At 60.1% G+C, this 17,792-nt stretch carries 16 protein-coding genes; 10 read left to right on the top strand and 6 right to left on the bottom strand.

The features are described from left to right. Positions 1 to 81: 81 nt before the first annotated feature. Positions 82 to 1,341 (bottom strand): OprD family porin, encoded by a 1,260-nt coding sequence (locus GPL81_RS06110; protein ID WP_160105866.1) that lies wholly within the window; start codon positions 1,339 to 1,341, stop codon positions 82 to 84. Positions 1,342 to 1,591: 250 nt separating this feature from the next. Here GPL81_RS06110 and GPL81_RS06105 point away from each other — a divergent pair, with 250 nt between their 5' ends. The 8 genes from GPL81_RS06105 to GPL81_RS06070 all read left to right on the top strand — a co-directional run bounded on the left by GPL81_RS06105 (position 1,592) and on the right by GPL81_RS06070 (position 9,336). Then, positions 1,592 to 2,680 carry an AI-2E family transporter gene (locus tag GPL81_RS06105; RefSeq protein ID WP_160105831.1) on the top strand — a complete coding sequence of 363 codons (1,089 nt, stop codon included), beginning with the start codon at positions 1,592 to 1,594 and terminating at the stop codon, positions 2,678 to 2,680. Between the two features lie 269 nt (positions 2,681 to 2,949). Further along, entirely contained in the window at positions 2,950 to 3,930 is a 981-nt protein-coding gene (locus GPL81_RS06100; protein ID WP_160105825.1) for a quinone oxidoreductase family protein, read from the top strand. 14 nt (positions 3,931 to 3,944) lie between these two features. Further along, on the top strand, positions 3,945 to 4,793 hold the full coding sequence (locus GPL81_RS06095; RefSeq protein WP_096511395.1) for a TauD/TfdA dioxygenase family protein: 849 nt from the start codon (positions 3,945 to 3,947) through the stop codon (positions 4,791 to 4,793). 87 nt (positions 4,794 to 4,880) lie between these two features. Next, a complete protein-coding gene (locus GPL81_RS06090) occupies positions 4,881 to 5,933 on the top strand; it encodes a beta-keto acid cleavage family enzyme (protein WP_096511397.1) in 1,053 nt (350 codons plus the stop codon). 91 nt (positions 5,934 to 6,024) lie between these two features. Next, positions 6,025 to 7,347 (top strand): MFS transporter, encoded by a 1,323-nt coding sequence (locus tag GPL81_RS06085; RefSeq protein ID WP_160105823.1) that lies wholly within the window; start codon positions 6,025 to 6,027, stop codon positions 7,345 to 7,347. After that, entirely contained in the window at positions 7,344 to 8,006 is a 663-nt protein-coding gene (locus GPL81_RS06080) for a DsbA family oxidoreductase (protein WP_160105821.1), read from the top strand. The genes GPL81_RS06085 and GPL81_RS06080 overlap by 4 nt, the downstream gene beginning before the upstream one ends. After that, positions 8,003 to 8,329: a Rieske (2Fe-2S) protein gene (locus tag GPL81_RS06075; protein WP_160105819.1), complete on the top strand. Its 327-nt coding sequence runs from the start codon at positions 8,003 to 8,005 to the stop codon at positions 8,327 to 8,329. Before GPL81_RS06080 ends, GPL81_RS06075 begins: the two co-directional genes overlap by 4 nt. Beyond that, positions 8,326 to 9,336 carry a YeiH family protein gene (locus GPL81_RS06070; protein WP_160105817.1) on the top strand — a complete coding sequence of 337 codons (1,011 nt, stop codon included), beginning with the start codon at positions 8,326 to 8,328 and terminating at the stop codon, positions 9,334 to 9,336. The genes GPL81_RS06075 and GPL81_RS06070 overlap by 4 nt, the downstream gene beginning before the upstream one ends. Positions 9,337 to 9,495: 159 nt before the next feature. On the opposite strand, the gene GPL81_RS06065 is transcribed toward GPL81_RS06070, so the two are convergent. The 5 genes from GPL81_RS06065 to GPL81_RS06045 all read right to left on the bottom strand — a co-directional run bounded on the left by GPL81_RS06065 (position 9,496) and on the right by GPL81_RS06045 (position 14,841). Continuing rightward, positions 9,496 to 10,149 carry a DUF2931 family protein gene (locus GPL81_RS06065; RefSeq protein WP_160105815.1) on the bottom strand — a complete coding sequence of 218 codons (654 nt, stop codon included), beginning with the start codon at positions 10,147 to 10,149 and terminating at the stop codon, positions 9,496 to 9,498. Between the two features lie 36 nt (positions 10,150 to 10,185). Then, complete coding sequence (locus GPL81_RS06060; protein ID WP_160105814.1) at positions 10,186 to 10,842, bottom strand: DUF2931 family protein; 657 nt, start codon at positions 10,840 to 10,842, stop codon at positions 10,186 to 10,188. Between the two features lie 36 nt (positions 10,843 to 10,878). After that, positions 10,879 to 11,535, bottom strand: a complete 657-nt coding sequence (locus GPL81_RS06055) for a DUF2931 family protein (protein WP_160105812.1) — start codon at positions 11,533 to 11,535, stop codon at positions 10,879 to 10,881. Between the two features lie 2 nt (positions 11,536 to 11,537). Further along, a complete protein-coding gene (locus GPL81_RS06050) occupies positions 11,538 to 13,151 on the bottom strand; it encodes a phospholipase effector Tle1 domain-containing protein (RefSeq protein WP_160105810.1) in 1,614 nt (537 codons plus the stop codon). Positions 13,152 to 13,770: 619 nt separating this feature from the next. Continuing rightward, entirely contained in the window at positions 13,771 to 14,841 is a 1,071-nt protein-coding gene (locus tag GPL81_RS06045; RefSeq protein WP_160105809.1) for an AraC family transcriptional regulator, read from the bottom strand. A gap of 255 nt (positions 14,842 to 15,096) precedes the next feature. Here GPL81_RS06045 and GPL81_RS06040 point away from each other — a divergent pair, with 255 nt between their 5' ends. Further along, on the top strand, positions 15,097 to 15,663 hold the full coding sequence (locus GPL81_RS06040; protein ID WP_160105807.1) for an RBBP9/YdeN family alpha/beta hydrolase: 567 nt from the start codon (positions 15,097 to 15,099) through the stop codon (positions 15,661 to 15,663). Positions 15,664 to 15,772: 109 nt separating this feature from the next. After that, positions 15,773 to 17,788 (top strand): DUF1302 domain-containing protein, encoded by a 2,016-nt coding sequence (locus GPL81_RS06035; RefSeq protein ID WP_160105805.1) that lies wholly within the window; start codon positions 15,773 to 15,775, stop codon positions 17,786 to 17,788. Positions 17,789 to 17,792 lie beyond the last annotated feature (4 nt).

Genomic DNA, 17,792 nt, shown 5'->3' with positions numbered 1-17,792 from the left:
CAGTCAACAATGCAGTGCCTGATCCACCGCAATCGCGAGCAAGCTTTGCTCCTACGGGTAAACGCGTATTCCACAGTCTGCTTAGAACGGCCCGAAGGCCAGCGGGTACTGGATGACCACATAGACCCTGTCGATGTCATCGCCGGCCTGGGCGGCATTGGCCCGGTGGGACACATGGGACACTTGCAGGGACAAGCCCTTGGCGGCTCCGGATTGCACGATGTAGTGCAAGTCGATGTCACGCTCCCAGTGGCGTCCACCATCGCCTTGTTGCGGTACGAACTGGCCGGTTGACGGATCGAACGGGTTGTAGGCGCCACCCTGGGGGGCATGGGTGCCGTCGATCCCGCTGCCCCTGACATAACGCGTCATGAATTTCAGGCCGGGGATGCCAAACGCACCCAGATCGAGGTCGTAGCGCGCCTGCCAGGAGTGTTCGCCCGCGCCATTGAAGTCGGCGTACTTGATCGAGTTGGCCAGGTAGATCGAGTCGCCACCGACAAAATCGAAGGGCGTATCGCCGTTGATTTTTTGCCAGGCCAGGGTAAAGGCCTGTGCATCGAGGGTGTATTTGCCCGACAGACTGAACGCGGTGTTGTCGATGGCACCCGCCAGCGCCTGCCCGGTGTCCCGTGTGTGGTAGAGGTTGGCGTCGAGGAACCAGCGGCCCTGCTTCAGATGCAGATTGCCGTAGTACTGGTGCCAGGTGTCGGTCAACTCCGAGGCATATAGAGCGCCGCCCAGCGGGCTTTGCGTGAACAGATCGGCGCCCAGAAACGAGATGCCGCCCGCTTCGGTACTGGCCCCATACCCGAAAAAGTCGCCCCTGGATGACGAGCTGTCCTGATTCTTGAAAGCTGTGAAGTGTCCGGCCTGTAGGTTCATGCCTTCGATTTCACGGCTGTTCAATAGAAAACCCGTGGCGTATTCCGGTTGCAGGCGTTTGTCCGCGGTGTCGAACACCGGGGTTTCCACCAGCATCTCACCGTAGGCCAGTGTGGTTCGCGACGCGTTGATTTTCAGCGCACCGCCACCACTGGAATAGTTGGGCTCGCTGCGCCCGTCACTGTCGACCGGCAATAATCCTGTTCCGGAATGGCCTTTGCCCCCATCCAGCTTCAGCCCCAAAAAGGCATGGGCATCGAGCCCGAAGCCAATCGTGCCGGGCGTGAATCCCGACTGAAAGTTGCCGATAAAACCTTGCGCCCATTCCTGCCGGTAGCTCTTGCCGGAGGGTGAAGGCGATCGATAGTCACTGTTGAGGTAAAAGTTTCGGCTGAGCACGTCGAATGATGCCCCGTCGAGAAAGCCTTGTGCGCTTTGCGCCGGCTCATCGGCCATAGCGCCCGTACTGGCGAATAACAGCGACAACCACACAGTCAGGCGGGGCGTGCAAACCTGTGAGAAAAGCGTCATGGGTCAATCCTGTGGCGGTGTTTGCCAGGCGTCATGCATCGTGACTTGAATTGAAGCGCGAATATTGAGTCGGTGTGCTGAGTTTTGGCTCTTTTCAAGAAAAACGCAGTGCCTGTTGAGCGTCTATGCTGGGCAAACCGACCCCAATCTTCGCAGTGAACTGCCAGGAGAATCCATGTTGCCCAGTCCGCTCTCAGAAAAGGCCATGTCCCGCGGGTTACTCGATGTCCTGATCCGCGCCGGGCTGATTTTGGTTCTGGTGCTGTTCTGCTTTCAGATTTTCAGTCCATTCCGCGACCTGATGCTGTGGTCGGTGATCCTGGCCATCACCCTTTATCCATTGCAGACAAAACTCATGGGACCGCTGGGGCAGAAGGAGGGACGCATTGCCACCTTGATCATCCTGGTGTCCATCGTGATTCTCATGGTCCCGATCTACCTGTTGGGCACCTCGATTGCCGACTCGGTCCAGAACGCCATGGCCAGTGTCCAGAACCAAGGCATCCATATTCCACCACCCTCCGAGTCCGTCGCCGGGTGGCCGCTGATAGGCAAGCCGTTGTCGGCTATCTGGTTGCAGGCCGCCACCGATCTGCCCAGCCTGACGGCAAAGTACATACCGCAAATCAAGGGCGTCAGCCTGACCCTGCTGGGTACAATGGCCGGCGTCGGCATGGGGTTTCTGACGTTTATCTTCGCGCTGATCATCGCCGGGATTTTCATGGCCTATGGCGAAGCCGGCAGCCGTGCGGCGGTGCAGATCGCTTCGCGGGTCAGCGGTCCGGAGAAAGGGCCGAAAATCGCCGAACTCTGCACCTCCACGATCCGCGCCGTGGCGCTCGGCGTGGTCGGTATTGCGTTTATCCAAATGCTGCTGGTGGGCCTCGGGTTTGTCTTCAAGGGCGTTCCCGGTGCCGGGCTGTTGGCGTTGGCAGTGCTATTGCTGGGCATCATGCAGTTGCCGGTGACCCTCATTACGATACCGGTGATTGCCTATGTGTTCGCCACCGAGGGCGCCAGCACCGCGACCATCGTGTTCGCCATCTATGTGTTTGTCGCCGGGCTGGTGGACAACGTCCTCAAGCCATTGCTGCTGGGGCGTGGGGTCGACGTACCGATGCCGGTGGTGCTGATCGGTGCCCTGGGCGGCATGGTCACCAGCGGCGTCATCGGTTTGTTCATCGGCCCGGTGGTGCTGGCAGTCGGCTACAAGCTGTTCTGGCAGTGGGTGCTGGCCCGGCCGCCGGAGGAGGGAGGCCTGTAGTCCGGCAACGGTTCAATCCGCAGCCCTTCCACTTCGATCCCGATGCCGCCAGTTCATGCTGATGGAAACCCGCAATCAACAGGACAAACTGGTGCAGCGGGCCACCGGCAAATTGCTGGTATTTCGCCCCCCCTGCATCGGATTCAATTGTCATGAAATGAAAAGTCGTTGTCGTCGGATGAGAAGCGACGAGCCAGCCATGAACCTACAGTCCAATCAGCGCAATTCGATACAGCACGCCAATATTGCAGACTGGAGAATAAGAAAACATGGCCAAAGCCGTCCGCTTCTACGAAACCGGTGGTCCCGAAGTCCTTCGCTATGAAGATGTCGAAGTAGGTGACCCCGGCCCCGGTCAGGTTCGGCTGCGTCACGTGGCGGTCGGCCTGAACTATGCCGACACCTACTTTCGCAATGGCACCTACGCGATACCGCTGGCGAACGGCATGGGGGTCGAAGCCGCCGGTGTGGTCCAGGCCGTGGGTGAGGGGGTGACCAACGTTCAAGTGGGTGATCGCGTCACCTACACCGGTTTTCTCAATACCCTGGGCGCCTACAGCACCGAGCGCCTGATCCCGGCCGCGCCGCTGATCAAGCTTCCGGAAACCATCAGTTTCGAGACTGCCGCGGCGATGACCATGCGCGGGCTGACGTCTTCGTACCTGATGCGCCGCATTTACGACTTCAAGGCCGGCGACAGCATTTTGCTGCACGCCGCCGCCGGTGGTGTCGGCCTGATCGTTTCGCAATGGGCCAAGCTACTGGGCCTGACCGTCATCGGTACCGTGTCCACCGAGGTCAAGGGCGAAATCGCCCGGGCCCATGGCTGCGATCATGTGATCAATTACAGCCATGAAGACGTCGCCCAGCGCGTTCGCGAGCTGACGGATGGCGTCGGGGTCAACGTGGTGTTCGACAGCGTCGGCAAGAACACTTTCATGGGGTCTCTGGATTCGCTCAAGCGTCGTGGCCTGATGGTCTGCGTGGGGACTGCTTCGGGCCCGATTCCGGCGTTCGATCCCGTGATGCTGGCGATGAAAGGTTCGCTGTACCTGACCCGGCCGGCACTGGCCGACTACATCGCCGACCCTGCGGAAAAAGCCGCGCTGGCCGGTGAGTTGTTCGATCACGTCGGCAGCGGCCGGATCAAGATCGAGATCAACCAGCACTATGCTTTGCAGGATGCCGTGCAGGCCCATCGTGACCTGGAATCGCGCAAGACCACCGGCTCGTCGATTTTCGTCATTTAAGGGAGTAGCTTGCCGTGAAAGTCGAACAATTGACCTGCAACATCGGCGCGGAACTGATCGGCGTCAACCTCGCCGACGCCATCCATGACGACGGTCTGTTTGCCGAGATTCGTGCGCAGTTGCTCACCCATCGCGTGGTGTTCCTGCGTGATCAAAACATCAGCCGCGCCGAGCACGTGGCGTTCGCCCGGCGCTTCGGCGAGCTGGAAGATCACCCGGTGGCCGGCAGTGACCCTGATCACCCGGGGCTGGTGCAAATCTACAAAAAGCCGGACCAGCCGATGGACCGCTACGAAAACGCCTGGCACACCGACGCCACCTGGCGCGAGGCGCCACCCATGGGTTGCGTGCTGCGCTGCGTGGAGTGCCCACCGGTCGGCGGTGACACCATGTGGGCAAACATGGTCGAAGCGTACGAAAATCTGCCTGAAGATGTGAAATTGAAGATCGCCGACCTGCGTGCCCGGCACAGCATTGAAGCGAGTTTCGGCGCGGCCATGCCGATCGAAAAGCGCCTGGCCCTCAAGGCCATGTACCCGGACGCCGAGCACCCTGTGGTGCGCACGCACCCGGAAACCGGCGAGAAGGTGCTGTTCGTCAACGCCTTCACAACCCACTTTAGCAACTACCACACCCCCGAACGTGTGCGCTTCGGCCAGGACGCGAACCCCGGCGCCAGCGAACTGCTGCGCTACCTGATCAGCCAGGCCTACATCCCCGAGTACCAGGTGCGCTGGCGCTGGAAGCCCAACAGCATCGCCATCTGGGACAACCGCAGCACCCAGCATTACGCCGTCATGGATTACCCGCCGTGTCATCGCAAGATGGAACGCGCCGGGATCATCGGCGACAAGACGTACTGATTCATCCCTTCTGCATTCGCTCTCGTAAACACGCCTGCCCGGCTCGAATCCGGGTGGGCGGGACAATCATAAGAACTGGAGTAAACCATGCAATTCTTCGACGATTCCCTGCACCCCGAAAACATGGAAAAAGTGGTCATCACCGTGGCCCCGTACGGCCCGGAATGGATGCCTGAAGACTTCCCCGAAGACATCCCCCTGACCATGGACGAGCAAGTCCAGAAAGCGGTCGATTGCTACGAAGCCGGCGCCACTGTGCTGCACCTGCACGTGCGGGAATTGGACGGCAAGGGCTCCAAGCGCCTGTCGAAATTCAACGAGCTGATCGCCGGCGTGCGTGAAGCCGTGCCCGACATGATCATCCAGGTCGGCGGTTCGATTTCCTTCGCCCCGGAAAGCGATGGTGAGGCGGCCAAGTGGCTGTCCGATGATACCCGCCACATGCTGGCCGAACTGACGCCGAAACCGGATCAGGTGACCGTGGCGATCAACACCACGCAAATGAACATCATGGAGCTGCTGTACCCGGAATACCTGGAAGGCACCTCCCTGGCCAATCCGATGATTCAGGCGGCCTACAGCGAAATGACCGTACCAGCCGGCCCGGCCTGGGTCGCCGAGCACCTCAAGCGCCTGATGGACAACGGCATCCAGCCGCACTTCCAGTTGACCGGCATGCACGCCATGGAAACCCTGGAGCGTCTGGTACGCCGAGGCGTTTACATGGGCCCGCTGAACCTGACCTGGATCGGCATCGGCGGCGGCTTCGACGGCCCGAACCCGTTCAACTTCTTCAACTTCATCCACCGCGCGCCGGACGGTTGCACCCTGACCTCCGAATCGCTGCTCAAGAACGTCATGCCGTTCAACACCATGTCGATGGCCATGGGCATGCACCCGCGTGTGGGCAATGAAGACACTATCATTGATCACAAGGGCGACCGCTTCAGCTCGGTGGCGCAAATCCAGCAAACCGTGCGCATCGCCCATGAACTGGGTCGCGAAATCGCCACGGGCAAAGAAGCCCGTGAGATCTATCGCATCGGTGTGAAGTACAACAGCATCGAGGAAACCCTGTTGGCCAACGGCATGTCGCCCAACCGCAAGGCCGGGCAGAAAGGTGTGCCGCAACGCGGCTGACCGGTAGCAAGGGCGGGGGATCGATGATCTCTCGCCCGTGGTATGTCAAGAACGCTCGATAACAACAAAAACAACGTTTCGAGGAGGCTGCATGGCCTTTCATCCAATCGCCGCCGACGATGACGACTGTACCGTCAACGTTGCGCGCAAATATGCCTGGATCGTCTTCGCCCTGACGTTCGGTCTGTTGATCTCCGATTACATGTCGCGTCAGGTACTTAACGCGGTGTTCCCGATGCTCAAGGGCGAGTGGGCACTGAGCGACAGCCAGCTCGGCCTGCTCAGCGGCATCGTGGCCTTGATGGTCGGCTTGCTGACGTTTCCGTTGTCGTTGCTGGCCGATCGTTTCGGCCGGGTCAAGAGCCTGGCGTTGATGGCCCTGCTGTGGAGCCTGGCGACCCTGGGTTGCGCATTGGCGCAGGACTACCCGCAAATGTTCATCGCACGGTTCATGGTGGGCGTTGGCGAAGCGGCGTACGGCAGTGTCGGCATCGCCGTGGTGATTTCGGTATTTCCCAAGCACATGCGGGCAACCCTGGCCAGTGCGTTCATGGCGGGCGGGATGTTCGGCTCGGTGCTGGGCATGGCGTTGGGCGGCACCATCGCGGCCAAGCTGGGCTGGCGTTGGTCGTTCGCCGGCATGGCGCTGTTCGGTTTGCTGTTGGCGGTGCTGTATCCGCTCATCGTCAAGGAGTCTCGCATTGCTCCGCAGCGTGCGACGCAGGCGCTGGACAAGGCGGCGGCAAAGGCAAGGCTGCGCACGCTGTTTGCCAGTCGCTCGGTGATCGCGACCTACATCGGCAGCGGTTTGCAGTTGTTCGTTGGCGGCACCGTGATTGTGTGGATGCCCAGCTATCTCAATCGCTATTACGACATGGGCGCGGACAAGGCCGGCGGCATGGCGGCAATCATCGTGTTGTGCAGCGGCGCGGGGATGATTCTGTGCGGGATGCTCAGCGATCGCCTGTGCCGGCATTCGCCGGAGCGCAAGGTCGCCCTGGCCATTGCTTACTGCCTGGGCAGTTGCATGCTGCTGTCGCTGGCATTCGCCTTGCCTGCCGGGCCCGCACAACTGGCGATGATCTGCCTGGGCATGTTGATTGTTGCAGGCACCACGGGCCCGGCCGGGGCCATGGTCGCCAACCTGACTCATTATTCGGTCCACGGAACGGCTTTTGCGACGTTGACGCTGGCCAACAATATGCTGGGGCTGGCCCCGGGTCCGTTCATTACGGGACGCCTGTCCGATGCGATTGGCCTGCACGGTGCTTTCCAGATCGTGCCCCTTGTCAGTGTCGCGGCGGCGGCGGTGTTTTTTTACGCCATGTGCCATTACCACAAAGATATTGCCCGGATTAAGGGGCAGAAGGTGCCTGACGCAGTCAATGCGCCAGGGTTAGAGGTGAAGTTGTGAGTGGCCGTTTACGTATTGATGTGTTTTTCGATTTCATCTGCCCCTGGTGCCTGATCGGCAAGCGCCAGTTGGAGCAGGCCCAAGAGCTGCTGCGTGCCCGGCAGCCGGACGTGGCATTCACCACGGTCTGGCACGGTGTGCAGCTGCTGCCACAACTGCCGGCACAGGGTGAACCCTTCGCCGAGTTTTATCGCAAGCGCCTGGGCAACGCCGATGCCGTGCAGATGCGCCAGGCCCAGGTGCAACAGGCCGCACAGGCGGTGGGGGAGACCATCGATTTCAGCCGCATTGCCACGATGCCCAATACTGCCGATGCCCATCGCCTGTTGGAGCGGGTCAGTGTGCTGGGCAATTCCCGTCAGCGTGACGCATTGCTCGAACGCCTGTTCGCCGCGTACTTCCATTACGGCGAGGATTTGGGCAATCGCGAGACATTGATCGCCATCGCCCAGTCCTGCGGCTTCGAGGCCGGTTTCGTGGCTGACTGCTTGTACGGCAACGGTGAGCCTTTTGTCGGCAACCCCGGGGCAACCGGTGGCGTGCCCTGTTTTCAGTTTGACCGTCGCGTGACGGTGGTGGGCGCACATCCCGCAGAAAAGCTGTTTGGCGTCATGTACGAAGCCTTGCTCGAACGTACCGGCGAGTTACAACCCTCATGAGCCTGCGTGTACGTGTGCCCGCCGGAAAATTCCCGCAGGCAGGGGGCCGGTCGCTCTTCGAGTTCGATGGCAAAAGCCTCGCACTGTTCAACGTCGGCGGTGAGCTGTTCGCCATCGATGACAGCTGCCCGCACCAGGGTGCCTCGCTGTGCGGCGGGCGCCTGGACGGTCGGGTGATTCAATGCTGTGCCCATGGGCTGCGATTCGATCTGGCCAGTGGCTACTTGCTCAATTCCAACAAGCTCAAGGTCGCCAACTACCCGGTCGAGGTAGTCGACGGCCAGGCATTCATTGTCATCGTTACCGAGGAGTCCGCGCCATGAGCGCCATTGCTCTGACCCGTATCAATAGCCGTACCCGCGAACTGGCGCCGGGGTTTATCGTCAGCCTGATCGTCGCGGCCGCCGCGTCTTTCCTATCGGAGCACTACGGTGCACCGGTCATGCTGTTCGCGTTGTTACTCGGCATGGCCCTGAACTTCCTCGCCGGAGACGGCCCCTGCAAAGCCGGCATCGAATTCACCGCGCGCAGCGTATTGCGCATCGGCGTGGCGTTGCTGGGCATGCGCATCACCCTTGAGCAGATCGCCGGGCTGGGCTGGAAGCCGTTTGCACTGGTGGTGATCCTGGTGGTGGTGACCATCGGCGTTTCGGTCCTGGCAGCCAAGGCGCTGGGTTTCCAGCGTTTGTTCGGCATGCTCACCGGCGGCGCCACCGCGATCTGCGGTGCCTCGGCAGCGCTGGCGCTGGCGGCGGCCTTGCCTAACCATCCGCAGAAAGAGCGGGCCACGCTATTCACCGTGATCGGTGTTTCGGCACTGTCCACGACGGCGATGATCGTTTATCCGATGATTGCCAATTGGCTGTCGCTCTCGCCGCAGGTGGCCGGGGTGTTCCTCGGCGCCACCATCCATGATGTCGCCCAAGTGGTCGGCGCCGGATACAGCATGTCCACCGAAACGGGCGACACGGCCACGGTGGTCAAGCTGATGCGGGTCGCCATGCTGCTGCCGGTGATTGTCACTGCCGCCATGATCACGCGCATGCAAGGTGCCGATCCGACCGGCAAGCGTCCGCCGCTATTGCCGTGGTTTGCCGTCGGCTTCCTGGCCCTTGCATGCCTCAACAGCACGGGATGGGTCGCGCCGGTGATACAGGGCTCGGTCAATGAATTGTCGCGGTGGTGCCTGGTGATTTCCATCAGCGCCCTGGGCATGAAAACCCAACTCAAGGAACTGGCCGCCGTCGGCATCAAGCCCATTCTGCTGATGGTGGGGGAAACCGTGTTCCTCGCAGTGCTAGTGCTGCTATTGCTGCACTGGGGCATGTAAACCCGGCATCACGCGGCACCTTCTTACGAGCGGCGTTGCATTGCGTTCACTCCAACGCAGTGCGGCACTCCACCGGCGTTAAAAACACCGGTTTTTTAGCGGCGACCGACCCAGCGGTCGCCGTTTTTTTTTGATCGGTTCAAACCTGAAGACACGTCATCACCAACTGCCATAGGGAATGCCGAAACGGTCGATATAGCGTTGGGAAGAGGCTTTGATCTCGCCATAGACGCCGTTGTACTTGCCTTGATCAGGCCCCAGCGGTTCTATACCAACTTGCCCTCGGTCCACTTTGTGGGCGCGGAAACAATCGTCCCAGACCCAGACCTGAATGATGCCCCCCGGCGCCAGTCCCAGATTCAGGGCCGCACTCGGCCTGGCGGTGTACTGAGGGGTCTCGTGGCAACGCCGGGCCGTCGAGTTGCGCATGATTTCGCGGGTCGATTCGGAAATATCGATCCAGCCCGCGTAGGTCTTGCGTTCGACAGTCGATTGCCAGCGCACGAAGAGGCGTTTGGGCAGGTCGGCACCCGTCACGGGCATGCCGGAACTGCCTACGCCCACCCAACCCCGTGCATTTTCAGTTCCATTTTCATTATCACTACTGGCGGCTACGCCTGCAGCAATGTCATAAATTATCCGGCCCTTGATGTCCTCGACAGCGGAGGTCTCGACCCATACTGTCATGTGAGCGGGCTCGTTGAAGCCGATGTACCACCAAGGGCTTCTGTAATCGTCTTTGGCTGACAGCGGATCGACGGGTTGGCAGGCACTCAACGACAACATGGCGAGCAATGTAAACAGTATTTTCATGGTTGTAGCGTCCATTCTGGAAACAAAGACAGGTCATCACCAGCTGCCATAGGGAATACCGAAACGGTCGATGTAGCGTTGGGAAGAGTCTTTGATCTTCCAGGCATAGCGTCCTTGGTTTTTACCTTGCGAAGGGCCAAGCGGCTCGATACCGACTTGCCCTCGGTCGGCTTTCTGGGGGCGGAAACAATCGTCCCAGACCCAGACCTGAATGATGCCCCCCGGCGCCAGTCCCAGACTCAGGGCAGCACTCGAATTAGCAGTGAACTGAGGGGTCTCGTGGCAACGCCGGGCGTTCGAGTTGCGCATGATTTCACGGGTCGATTCGGAAATATCGATCCAGCCCGCGTAGGTCTTGCGTTCGACAATCGATTGCCAGCGCACGAAGAGGCGCTTGGGGAGGTAGGCACGCGTGACGGGCATGCCCGCAGTGGCTATACCCACCCAGCCCCGCGCATTTTCAGTTCCATTCTCATAGTCGCTGCCACCCGCTCCGCCTGCCGCGATGTCATAAATTATCCGGCCCTTGATGTCCTCGACAGCGGAGGTCTCGACCCATACGTTCATGTGAGCGGGCTCGGTGAAGCCGATGTACCACGTGGAGGTTCTGTAATCGTTTTTGGCTGACAGCGGATCGACGGGTTGGCAGGCGCTCAACACCAACATGGCGAGTAACGTAAACAGTGGTTTCATGGTCATAGCGTCCATTCTGGAAACAGAGAAGAGTCACTACCAACTGCCATAGGGAATGCCGAAGCGATCGATGTAGCGTTGGGAAGAGTCTTTGATCTTCCAGGCATAGCGTCCTTGGTTTTTACCTTGCGAAGGGCCAAGCGGCTCGATACCGACTTGCCCTCGGTCCACTTTGTGGGCGCGGAAACAATCGTCCCAGACCCAGACCTGAATGATGCCCCCCGGTGCCAGTCCCAGATTCAGCGCAGCACTCGACCTGGCGGTGTACTGAGGGGTCTCGTGGCAACGCCGGGCCGTCGAGTTGCGCATGATTTCGCGGGTCGATTCGGAAATATCGATCCAGCCCGCGTAAGTCTTGCGTTCGACAATTGATTGCCAGCGCACAAAGAGGCGTTTGGGCAGGTCGGCACCCGTGACTGGCATGCCGGAACTGCCTACACCCACCCAGCCCCGTGCATTTTCAGTTCCATTTTCATTATCACTACTGGCGGCTACGCCTGCCGCAATGTCATAAATTATCCGGCCCTTGATGTCCTCGACAGCGGAGGTTTCGACCCATACTGTCATGTGAACGGGCTCGGTGAAGCCGATGTACCACGTGGAGGTTCTGTAATCGTTTTTGGCTGATAGCGGATCGACGGGGTGACAGGCGCTTACCAACAACATGGCGAGCAATGCAAACAGTATTTTCATGGTTACAGCGTCCATTCCGGAACATGAGGATGGTGGACTCGTACGGAATCCGACGTTGGGACATGGGCATAGGCCAGTTCGAATCGTGTGGTGCGGGCTCCAGAGAGGAAAGTCGGGTTCCAGTGTGCCGACTGGTGGATGTAGCGCAGCTTCAGCATTTGATCCTCTGCTGGGGTAATGCTGTAGTCACTGGCGACAAAACGATCACAAAGGCTTTGCAGGTTATCGGGCACCGTAAACTCAGGCTTGTCCGGGAATGGTAGAAACTCACAACCATGTTTTTTGGCAGCTTCACACATTACGTGCAGATACACCCTGGAGAGCCCTGCGCCGATCCTGCGCCGTAGCTGCAAACCTACAAAAACCTGCTTTCGTTTCGGCGCGTTGCGCTCTCTGGGTTCAGGCGCAAGCAATACCGGATCAGGCGTGACCAGCTCCAGCATTTCCAGCGGCCAGCCCTTGGCGTGCCATTTCGCCCGTTCCTGTTGAGCCTCGCGATAGATCGAGGTGGTTTTGACGTCGGTGAGCTCACCCACCTCAAGGGCCTGCATGGGGCTGAGCAGTACGCACTCTTCAATGTCATCGCGGTATCCGCCGCCGATATCCGAGTGAACGCCCGGCAGGATTATTTGCGGATGATCCGGGGCAACACTGTTGAGGGCGAAGTTGGCGCGGTATTCGTCTCGCGCCACCAATTGCAGCACATTGGGGAAAAACTTCGGCATCAGGTACAACTTGACCCCGGGAGTTGCCGGGCTGCGTATATAACCGAGGTTACCAATCCCGCCCACGGAAGCGACAGTGTCGAACAAGCCGATAAAACCAGTGTTGACCCCTTCGCCAAAGACCTTGCTGAAGGTGCGGGCGAACAGACGATCCGGAAGGTCCAGCGCTTCTCTGAGCGAACTGTCCGTTCTTTTCAGGCACAGGCAGGCAAAGTGTCGAGCTGCGGCCGCGCCACGACTGAAGCCGAAAATGTCGAAGATCAAGGCGCTGATCTGGATATTCGGGAAACGATCAAGGAAGTCGCGCAGACGGTTTTTGACCTGGCCAAAGGCGTAATGTACCCGCGCTTCGACACCGGTTTCACCCCGGCCCATGGCCATGCCTAAAAGTCTGTCTTGCCCGCCAGCGCTCGTGCCGATTCCTTCGACATAGACTTTATCGAATGCGCGTTTCTGCTGGATTATTCTTTCCGCGTCATATGTCTGCGTATACAAATCATATAGCCGCTTAACATTGGTCTCTTCCCCCCCATAACTGCTCTCAGGATCCCGCATATACGGCTTGCAACTCGACTCCATATCCTGCGTCGACACCGGATGATGAGCACCACACTTACGCCCCATCTCCACATTGAACGGGTTGTTGCCCGTACCATCAAAAAACACCCCGATCCGCAGGGTGACTTTCACGAGTGCGGCTTCCTCACGCTGTTCCCTGGCCTCCCGTTCAGCAATGAGTTGCTCTTCCCGTGCCCGCTGCCGAGCCATCATTTCATCGTATTTGCGTTGTAGTTCCGCCGCGCTCGGCTGCTGTACGCGCTGTCGGGCGCGTGCTGCCATGGCCTCGTCGCGACAGACAGCGCAGTGGTACCCGCCCAAATCCTTTTCCATCGCACATCCTTTTTTACGCAAAGCCCGTCCTTGGGCGCCAAAAAACATTGATCGATTTGCAGGGGCAACGTTGCACCCTCGGAGAGGGTTGGCGCAGCCGGTCGTGGCTTATTTGCTTGTAGGATCGGGATGGGATGGTTGAAGCCGGGGGCTGACAGAAAAGCCTTCAGCCAATGAAGGCGGGGGTATTGGCGGACTGCTTTGTTGACTGGACTGCCGTCTTCGCCGGCAAGCCGGCTCCTACAGGGGAAATGCGTACGGACTCCCAAACAGGTTGGCTGTCAGGCCGCCTCGCTTCGGTTTTTGATTTAAGCGCCCCGTTAAACCACGATGGCCGAACGCAGGTATTGCTCCGTGGGTAACCCGGCAGGACGCCGGGTTAGCCGCGCTGGGCCAAGGATGGCCCATCGCGGCGGCCCACGGAGCAATGCCGGAGTGCGGGCATGCCGAGCCTAAGCGAGGCACCGAGTGGTGGGGCAAGAGCGTTTGGTTACTTTGCGCTTTTCAAAGTGACTCGCCGTAAGGGCGAAACCGGCAGCAGCCGTTACCGCAGCAATGGATATGTACACCATAAAAAGTAAGTCGCCTGACACGCCGCCTTCGCGGGCAAGCCTCGCTCCTACAAGTTGCCGGGGCCAGGATTTTCTCGATCGGGCAGGGTGGTTGTGTCCATCGGCGCTTTTGACGTACCGAGCTTTTGCGCACTCCGCCACGAAGCAGGCGGCATGCCGAACTGGCTGATGAACCAGCGTGTGAACGAACTCGCCATGGAGTAACCGAGCATGTCGGCGATGCGCCCCAGCGAATAATTCGGATTCTCCAGATAACGCAGCACCAGGTCGCGGCGCACGTCGTTGATCAGGTCGTTGAATGCGCAGCCGTCGTCTTTCAGGCGACGTTGCAGGGTCCGCACATTCATGCCCTGGGTCTGGGCGATCTGCTCGATGGTGGCACGCCCCATCGGCAACAACAGGTAAATGGCCTTGCGCACTTCGAACAGCATCGACGGCCCTTCATGGCTCTGTAGGGAGTCGAGGTAGCGCTGGGCGTAACGCGCCATGGCGGGATCGGCATGGGGATTGGTGATGTCGAGGCTGGCATCGGGGCAGACGATGCCATTGAACTCACTGCCGAACTCCAGGTTGCAGCCAAACAGGCGCCGATGCAGGTGCAGGTTGTCGGGCGGCTGGTGCGTGAAGTTGACACTGTAGGGCTGCCAGTGGGCACCGAGCAGGGCTGCGCACAGCCGGAACATCACACCGATGGCCAGTTCATTGGCCTGCCGGCAGGGCATGGGCGAATCGGTGATCACTTCCTCGCGAATGATCACCATCTTGCCGGCCTCTTCAATGTAGATGGCCAGCGAATCGTTCATCAGGTGCCGGTAGTGCACCACCACCTGCAACGCATCACGCAGCGTTCGCTGATGGCTCAGCAGCAGGCTGACGACACCGAAATCCGAGAGCTGGCGCGATTCGGCCATGCTCAGGCCGAAGCTCTGGCAACCGCTGGCAACCGCCGATTCCTCCAGCAGTCGAACAGCGGAATCGATCGGAATTCGATGCTCGGGGGCTTGCAGCCGGGCCTTGCTCAGGCCGACGCCCGCCAGCAAATCGTGTGGATTGAACCCAAGGTAATGAGCAACGTCCAGGTAGTTGGTCAAGACAGCGGCGCGAACGAGCTTTGTCATGCAGAGGCGTTCCTGCAGGGATTCCGATGGAAGTGGACGTGGTGAATATAGTCAGCACGTCGGCAATTGAACAACTTTCGAAGTCACGTTAACAGCTTCCGCGCGACCATCAGACAGGGGCCATCAGGCTGTCATCAAAAGAAAAGACGCTGTCGTCAAATGAAAAGCGCGGCCCACCCCGGCTCTTTAATGTCAGTCCAACAAAAAGATTCTGGCGAAACAGCCAGTCGAGACTGAGAAGCCGAGGTTATCCAAGTGGACAAACTGCAAACCGCCGCCACCGTTCTGATCGTCCCGGGCCTGCGTGAGCACGTTGCCGAACATTGGCAAACGTTGCTTGAGGCCCGTTTGAGCAAAGTCCGTAGCGTTCCGCCACTTGAGACCGACAAGCTCGACTGCGCCGCCCGTGTCCGGGCAATCCAGCATGAGCTGGAGCAAATCGACGGGCCGGTGATCCTCGTCGCCCACAGTGCCGGCGTGCTGATGGTCGCACATTGGGCCGCCACGCACAGCCACCCGATCAAGGGCGCCCTGCTGGCCGCGCCACCGGATCTGGCCGCCCAGTGGCCACAAAATTACCCGAGCCCGCAAACCCTTCGCACCCATGGCTGGGACCCGCTGCCCAAAGGCGCACTGCCGTTTCGCAGCATCGTTGCCGCCAGCACCGACGACCACCTCGCCAGCTTCGACGCGGCCAAGCGCCTGGCCCATGACTGGGAGGCAGAGCTGATCAACCTCGGTGACGTCGGCCACCTCAATCCGGCCTCAGGCTACGGCCCGTGGCCCCAGGCAGAAGCACTGATTCTGGACCTCGATCGCTAGGGTCGACCACCGGTAAACGTCCTCACGCCATACAGGCACTGGCTCTCTCACCAAGAGTCGGCAGGGGACCCCTGCGCTTAAAACAAATACAAAAAGCGGAGCCAACGCAATGCATAACAATAAGAGTCACGGTTACACACTCCCTTCGCGTCGCAGTCTGCTGGCCCTGGCCATCCTGGCGGCTTCCATGCCGACCGCACACGCGATGGAGCTGGACACCGGCAATCCCGACTGGAACGTGCGCTTTGATAACACCGTGAAGTACAACTACGGCGTGCGCACCGAAAACGCCGACAAACGCATGTTGGGGACGCCGAACAACAACGACGGCGACTACAACTTTCGCAGGGCCGGGACCAACATCACCAACCGTGTCGACCTGTTGACCGAGATGGATGTGGTTTACCAGCAGAACATGGGTTTTCGCGTCAGCGCCGCGAGCTGGTACGACAAGGCCTATGAAAACACCGGCTCCAATTCCAACCCGTTCGTCAACGGCAATAAAGGTACCTCGGGCCTGGTCGCCAACGACCCGCGCCTGGCTGGCGTGACCAATGACAACGTCGGTTTCGGCAGCCCGCACCTGAGCAACTATGCCCAGCGCTACTACACCGGTCCGTCCGGCGAGATCCTCGACGCCTTCGTGTTCTACAGCACCGAAGTGGGCGAAGAGTCGATGTTCAGCATCAAGGCCGGGCAGCACAACGTGTTCTGGGGTGAAACCATCCTCAACCCGGTGCATTCGATCAGTTACGGGCAGTCTGGCCTGGACCTGGCCAAGCTGGCGGCATCGCCGGGTACCGAGGCCAAGGAACTGTTCGTTCCGCGTAACCAGATCTCGATGACGTTCACCCTCAACCCCGAGTTGACCGTGGGCGCCCAGTACTTCCTCGATTGGGATGCGGCGCGCCTGCCTGAGGCGGGCACTTACTATGGCGGTTCCGACCTGGTGGGCTTCGGTGCTCAGTCGTTCCTGCTGGGCAACACCAACTCCATCACCCCCGGTAGCCCGCTCGGTTGTGGCCTGGCACCCTGCAACGCGCTGACCAACGTGCGTCGTGGCGATGACCTGACGCCGCGCAACTCGGGTGATTGGGGCGTCATGGCCAAGTGGTCGCCCGCCTGGCTGGACGGCACACTCGGCGTTTACTACCGCCAGACTTCAGACATCCTGCCCCAAGCCTGGCTCGATGCCCGCGGTTTGAGCTCGGCCAATGCCAACGGTACGCCGCCAGCGGGCCAGGTGCCGGCCGTGGTCAACACCTTGAATTCGTTGAGCACCGCCACCTACCAATTGGCTTACTCCGACAAGATCGACATCTTCGGCCTGAGCCTGTCCAAGGATGTCGGTGGCATCAGCGTCGGCAGTGACCTGAACATCCGCCACAACATGCCGCTGGCCAGCATCCCGGCGATCGTCAGCACCACCAGCCCCCTGGGGCTCGGTCAAGGTCTTGGTTTGTTGCCGCCGCGCTCGGCAGCCACCGGCGTGATCTACGACACCCCGCATGATGGCGACAGCATGAGCGCCACCGGCGACACCTTGCACTGGACCCTCAACGGGCTGATGACCCTGCCCAAGACCCCGGTGTTCGATTCGGCGGTACTGCTCGGCGAGCTGTACTACAGCAACCTGCTCAAGCTCGATAGCAAGAACGAGGCGCTCTACAAGGGCAAGGACACTTACCGTGGCGTCGATGCGCCGACCCGTGACAACTGGGGCATCGCGGTCAACTTCACCCCGACCTGGTACCAGGTGTTCCCCGGCGTGGACATGAACCTGCCGATGTCGGTCAACGTCGGTCTCGACGGTGTTTCGCCGGTCTCCGGCGGCGGTGCCAAGGACACCGGTAACTATGCCGTCGGCGTCGGCGCCATCGTTTACAACAAGTACTTCGTCGACCTCAAGTACGTCGATTCCTTCGGCAAGGCTGACAAGTGCAACGTCAGCGGCAACAGCACCGGCGCAGCGAACGCCGGAAGCGGCGACGGCTCCACGCCGAACGCCTTCAGCGGTAACGAAAACTATGCGTGCTTCGCCGGTGGCTACTCAGCCTTCTCGGGCGGCGGTGCGACCACCGAAGACCGTGGCGCGCTGTACCTGACGCTGAAAACCACCTTTTGATTCA

Source organism: Pseudomonas izuensis (genome assembly GCF_009861505.1).
Classification (GTDB): domain Bacteria; phylum Pseudomonadota; class Gammaproteobacteria; order Pseudomonadales; family Pseudomonadaceae; genus Aquipseudomonas; species Aquipseudomonas izuensis.
Note: the sequence above shows the minus strand (reverse complement) of the source record. Positions and strands in the feature narration are given on the sequence as shown.

Bases quoted from the DNA above. Each gene is read 5' to 3' on its own strand.
- GPL81_RS06110 (WP_160105866.1), bottom strand. From the start codon at position 1,341: ATGGCCGATGAGCCGGCGCAAAGCGCACAAGGCTTTCTCGACGGGGCA.
- GPL81_RS06105 (WP_160105831.1), top strand. From the start codon at position 1,592: ATGTTGCCCAGTCCGCTCTCAGAAAAGGCCATGTCCCGCGGGTTACTC.
- GPL81_RS06100 (WP_160105825.1), top strand. From the start codon at position 2,950: ATGGCCAAAGCCGTCCGCTTCTACGAAACCGGTGGTCCCGAAGTCCTT.
- GPL81_RS06090 (WP_096511397.1), top strand. From the start codon at position 4,881: ATGCAATTCTTCGACGATTCCCTGCACCCCGAAAACATGGAAAAAGTG.
- GPL81_RS06085 (WP_160105823.1), top strand. From the start codon at position 6,025: ATGGCCTTTCATCCAATCGCCGCCGACGATGACGACTGTACCGTCAAC.
- GPL81_RS06075 (WP_160105819.1), top strand. From the start codon at position 8,003: ATGAGCCTGCGTGTACGTGTGCCCGCCGGAAAATTCCCGCAGGCAGGG.
- GPL81_RS06070 (WP_160105817.1), top strand. From the start codon at position 8,326: ATGAGCGCCATTGCTCTGACCCGTATCAATAGCCGTACCCGCGAACTG.
- GPL81_RS06065 (WP_160105815.1), bottom strand. From the start codon at position 10,149: ATGAAAATACTGTTTACATTGCTCGCCATGTTGTCGTTGAGTGCCTGC.
- GPL81_RS06060 (WP_160105814.1), bottom strand. From the start codon at position 10,842: ATGAAACCACTGTTTACGTTACTCGCCATGTTGGTGTTGAGCGCCTGC.
- GPL81_RS06055 (WP_160105812.1), bottom strand. From the start codon at position 11,535: ATGAAAATACTGTTTGCATTGCTCGCCATGTTGTTGGTAAGCGCCTGT.
- GPL81_RS06050 (WP_160105810.1), bottom strand. From the start codon at position 13,151: ATGGAAAAGGATTTGGGCGGGTACCACTGCGCTGTCTGTCGCGACGAG.
- GPL81_RS06045 (WP_160105809.1), bottom strand. From the start codon at position 14,841: ATGACAAAGCTCGTTCGCGCCGCTGTCTTGACCAACTACCTGGACGTT.
- GPL81_RS06035 (WP_160105805.1), top strand. From the start codon at position 15,773: ATGCATAACAATAAGAGTCACGGTTACACACTCCCTTCGCGTCGCAGT.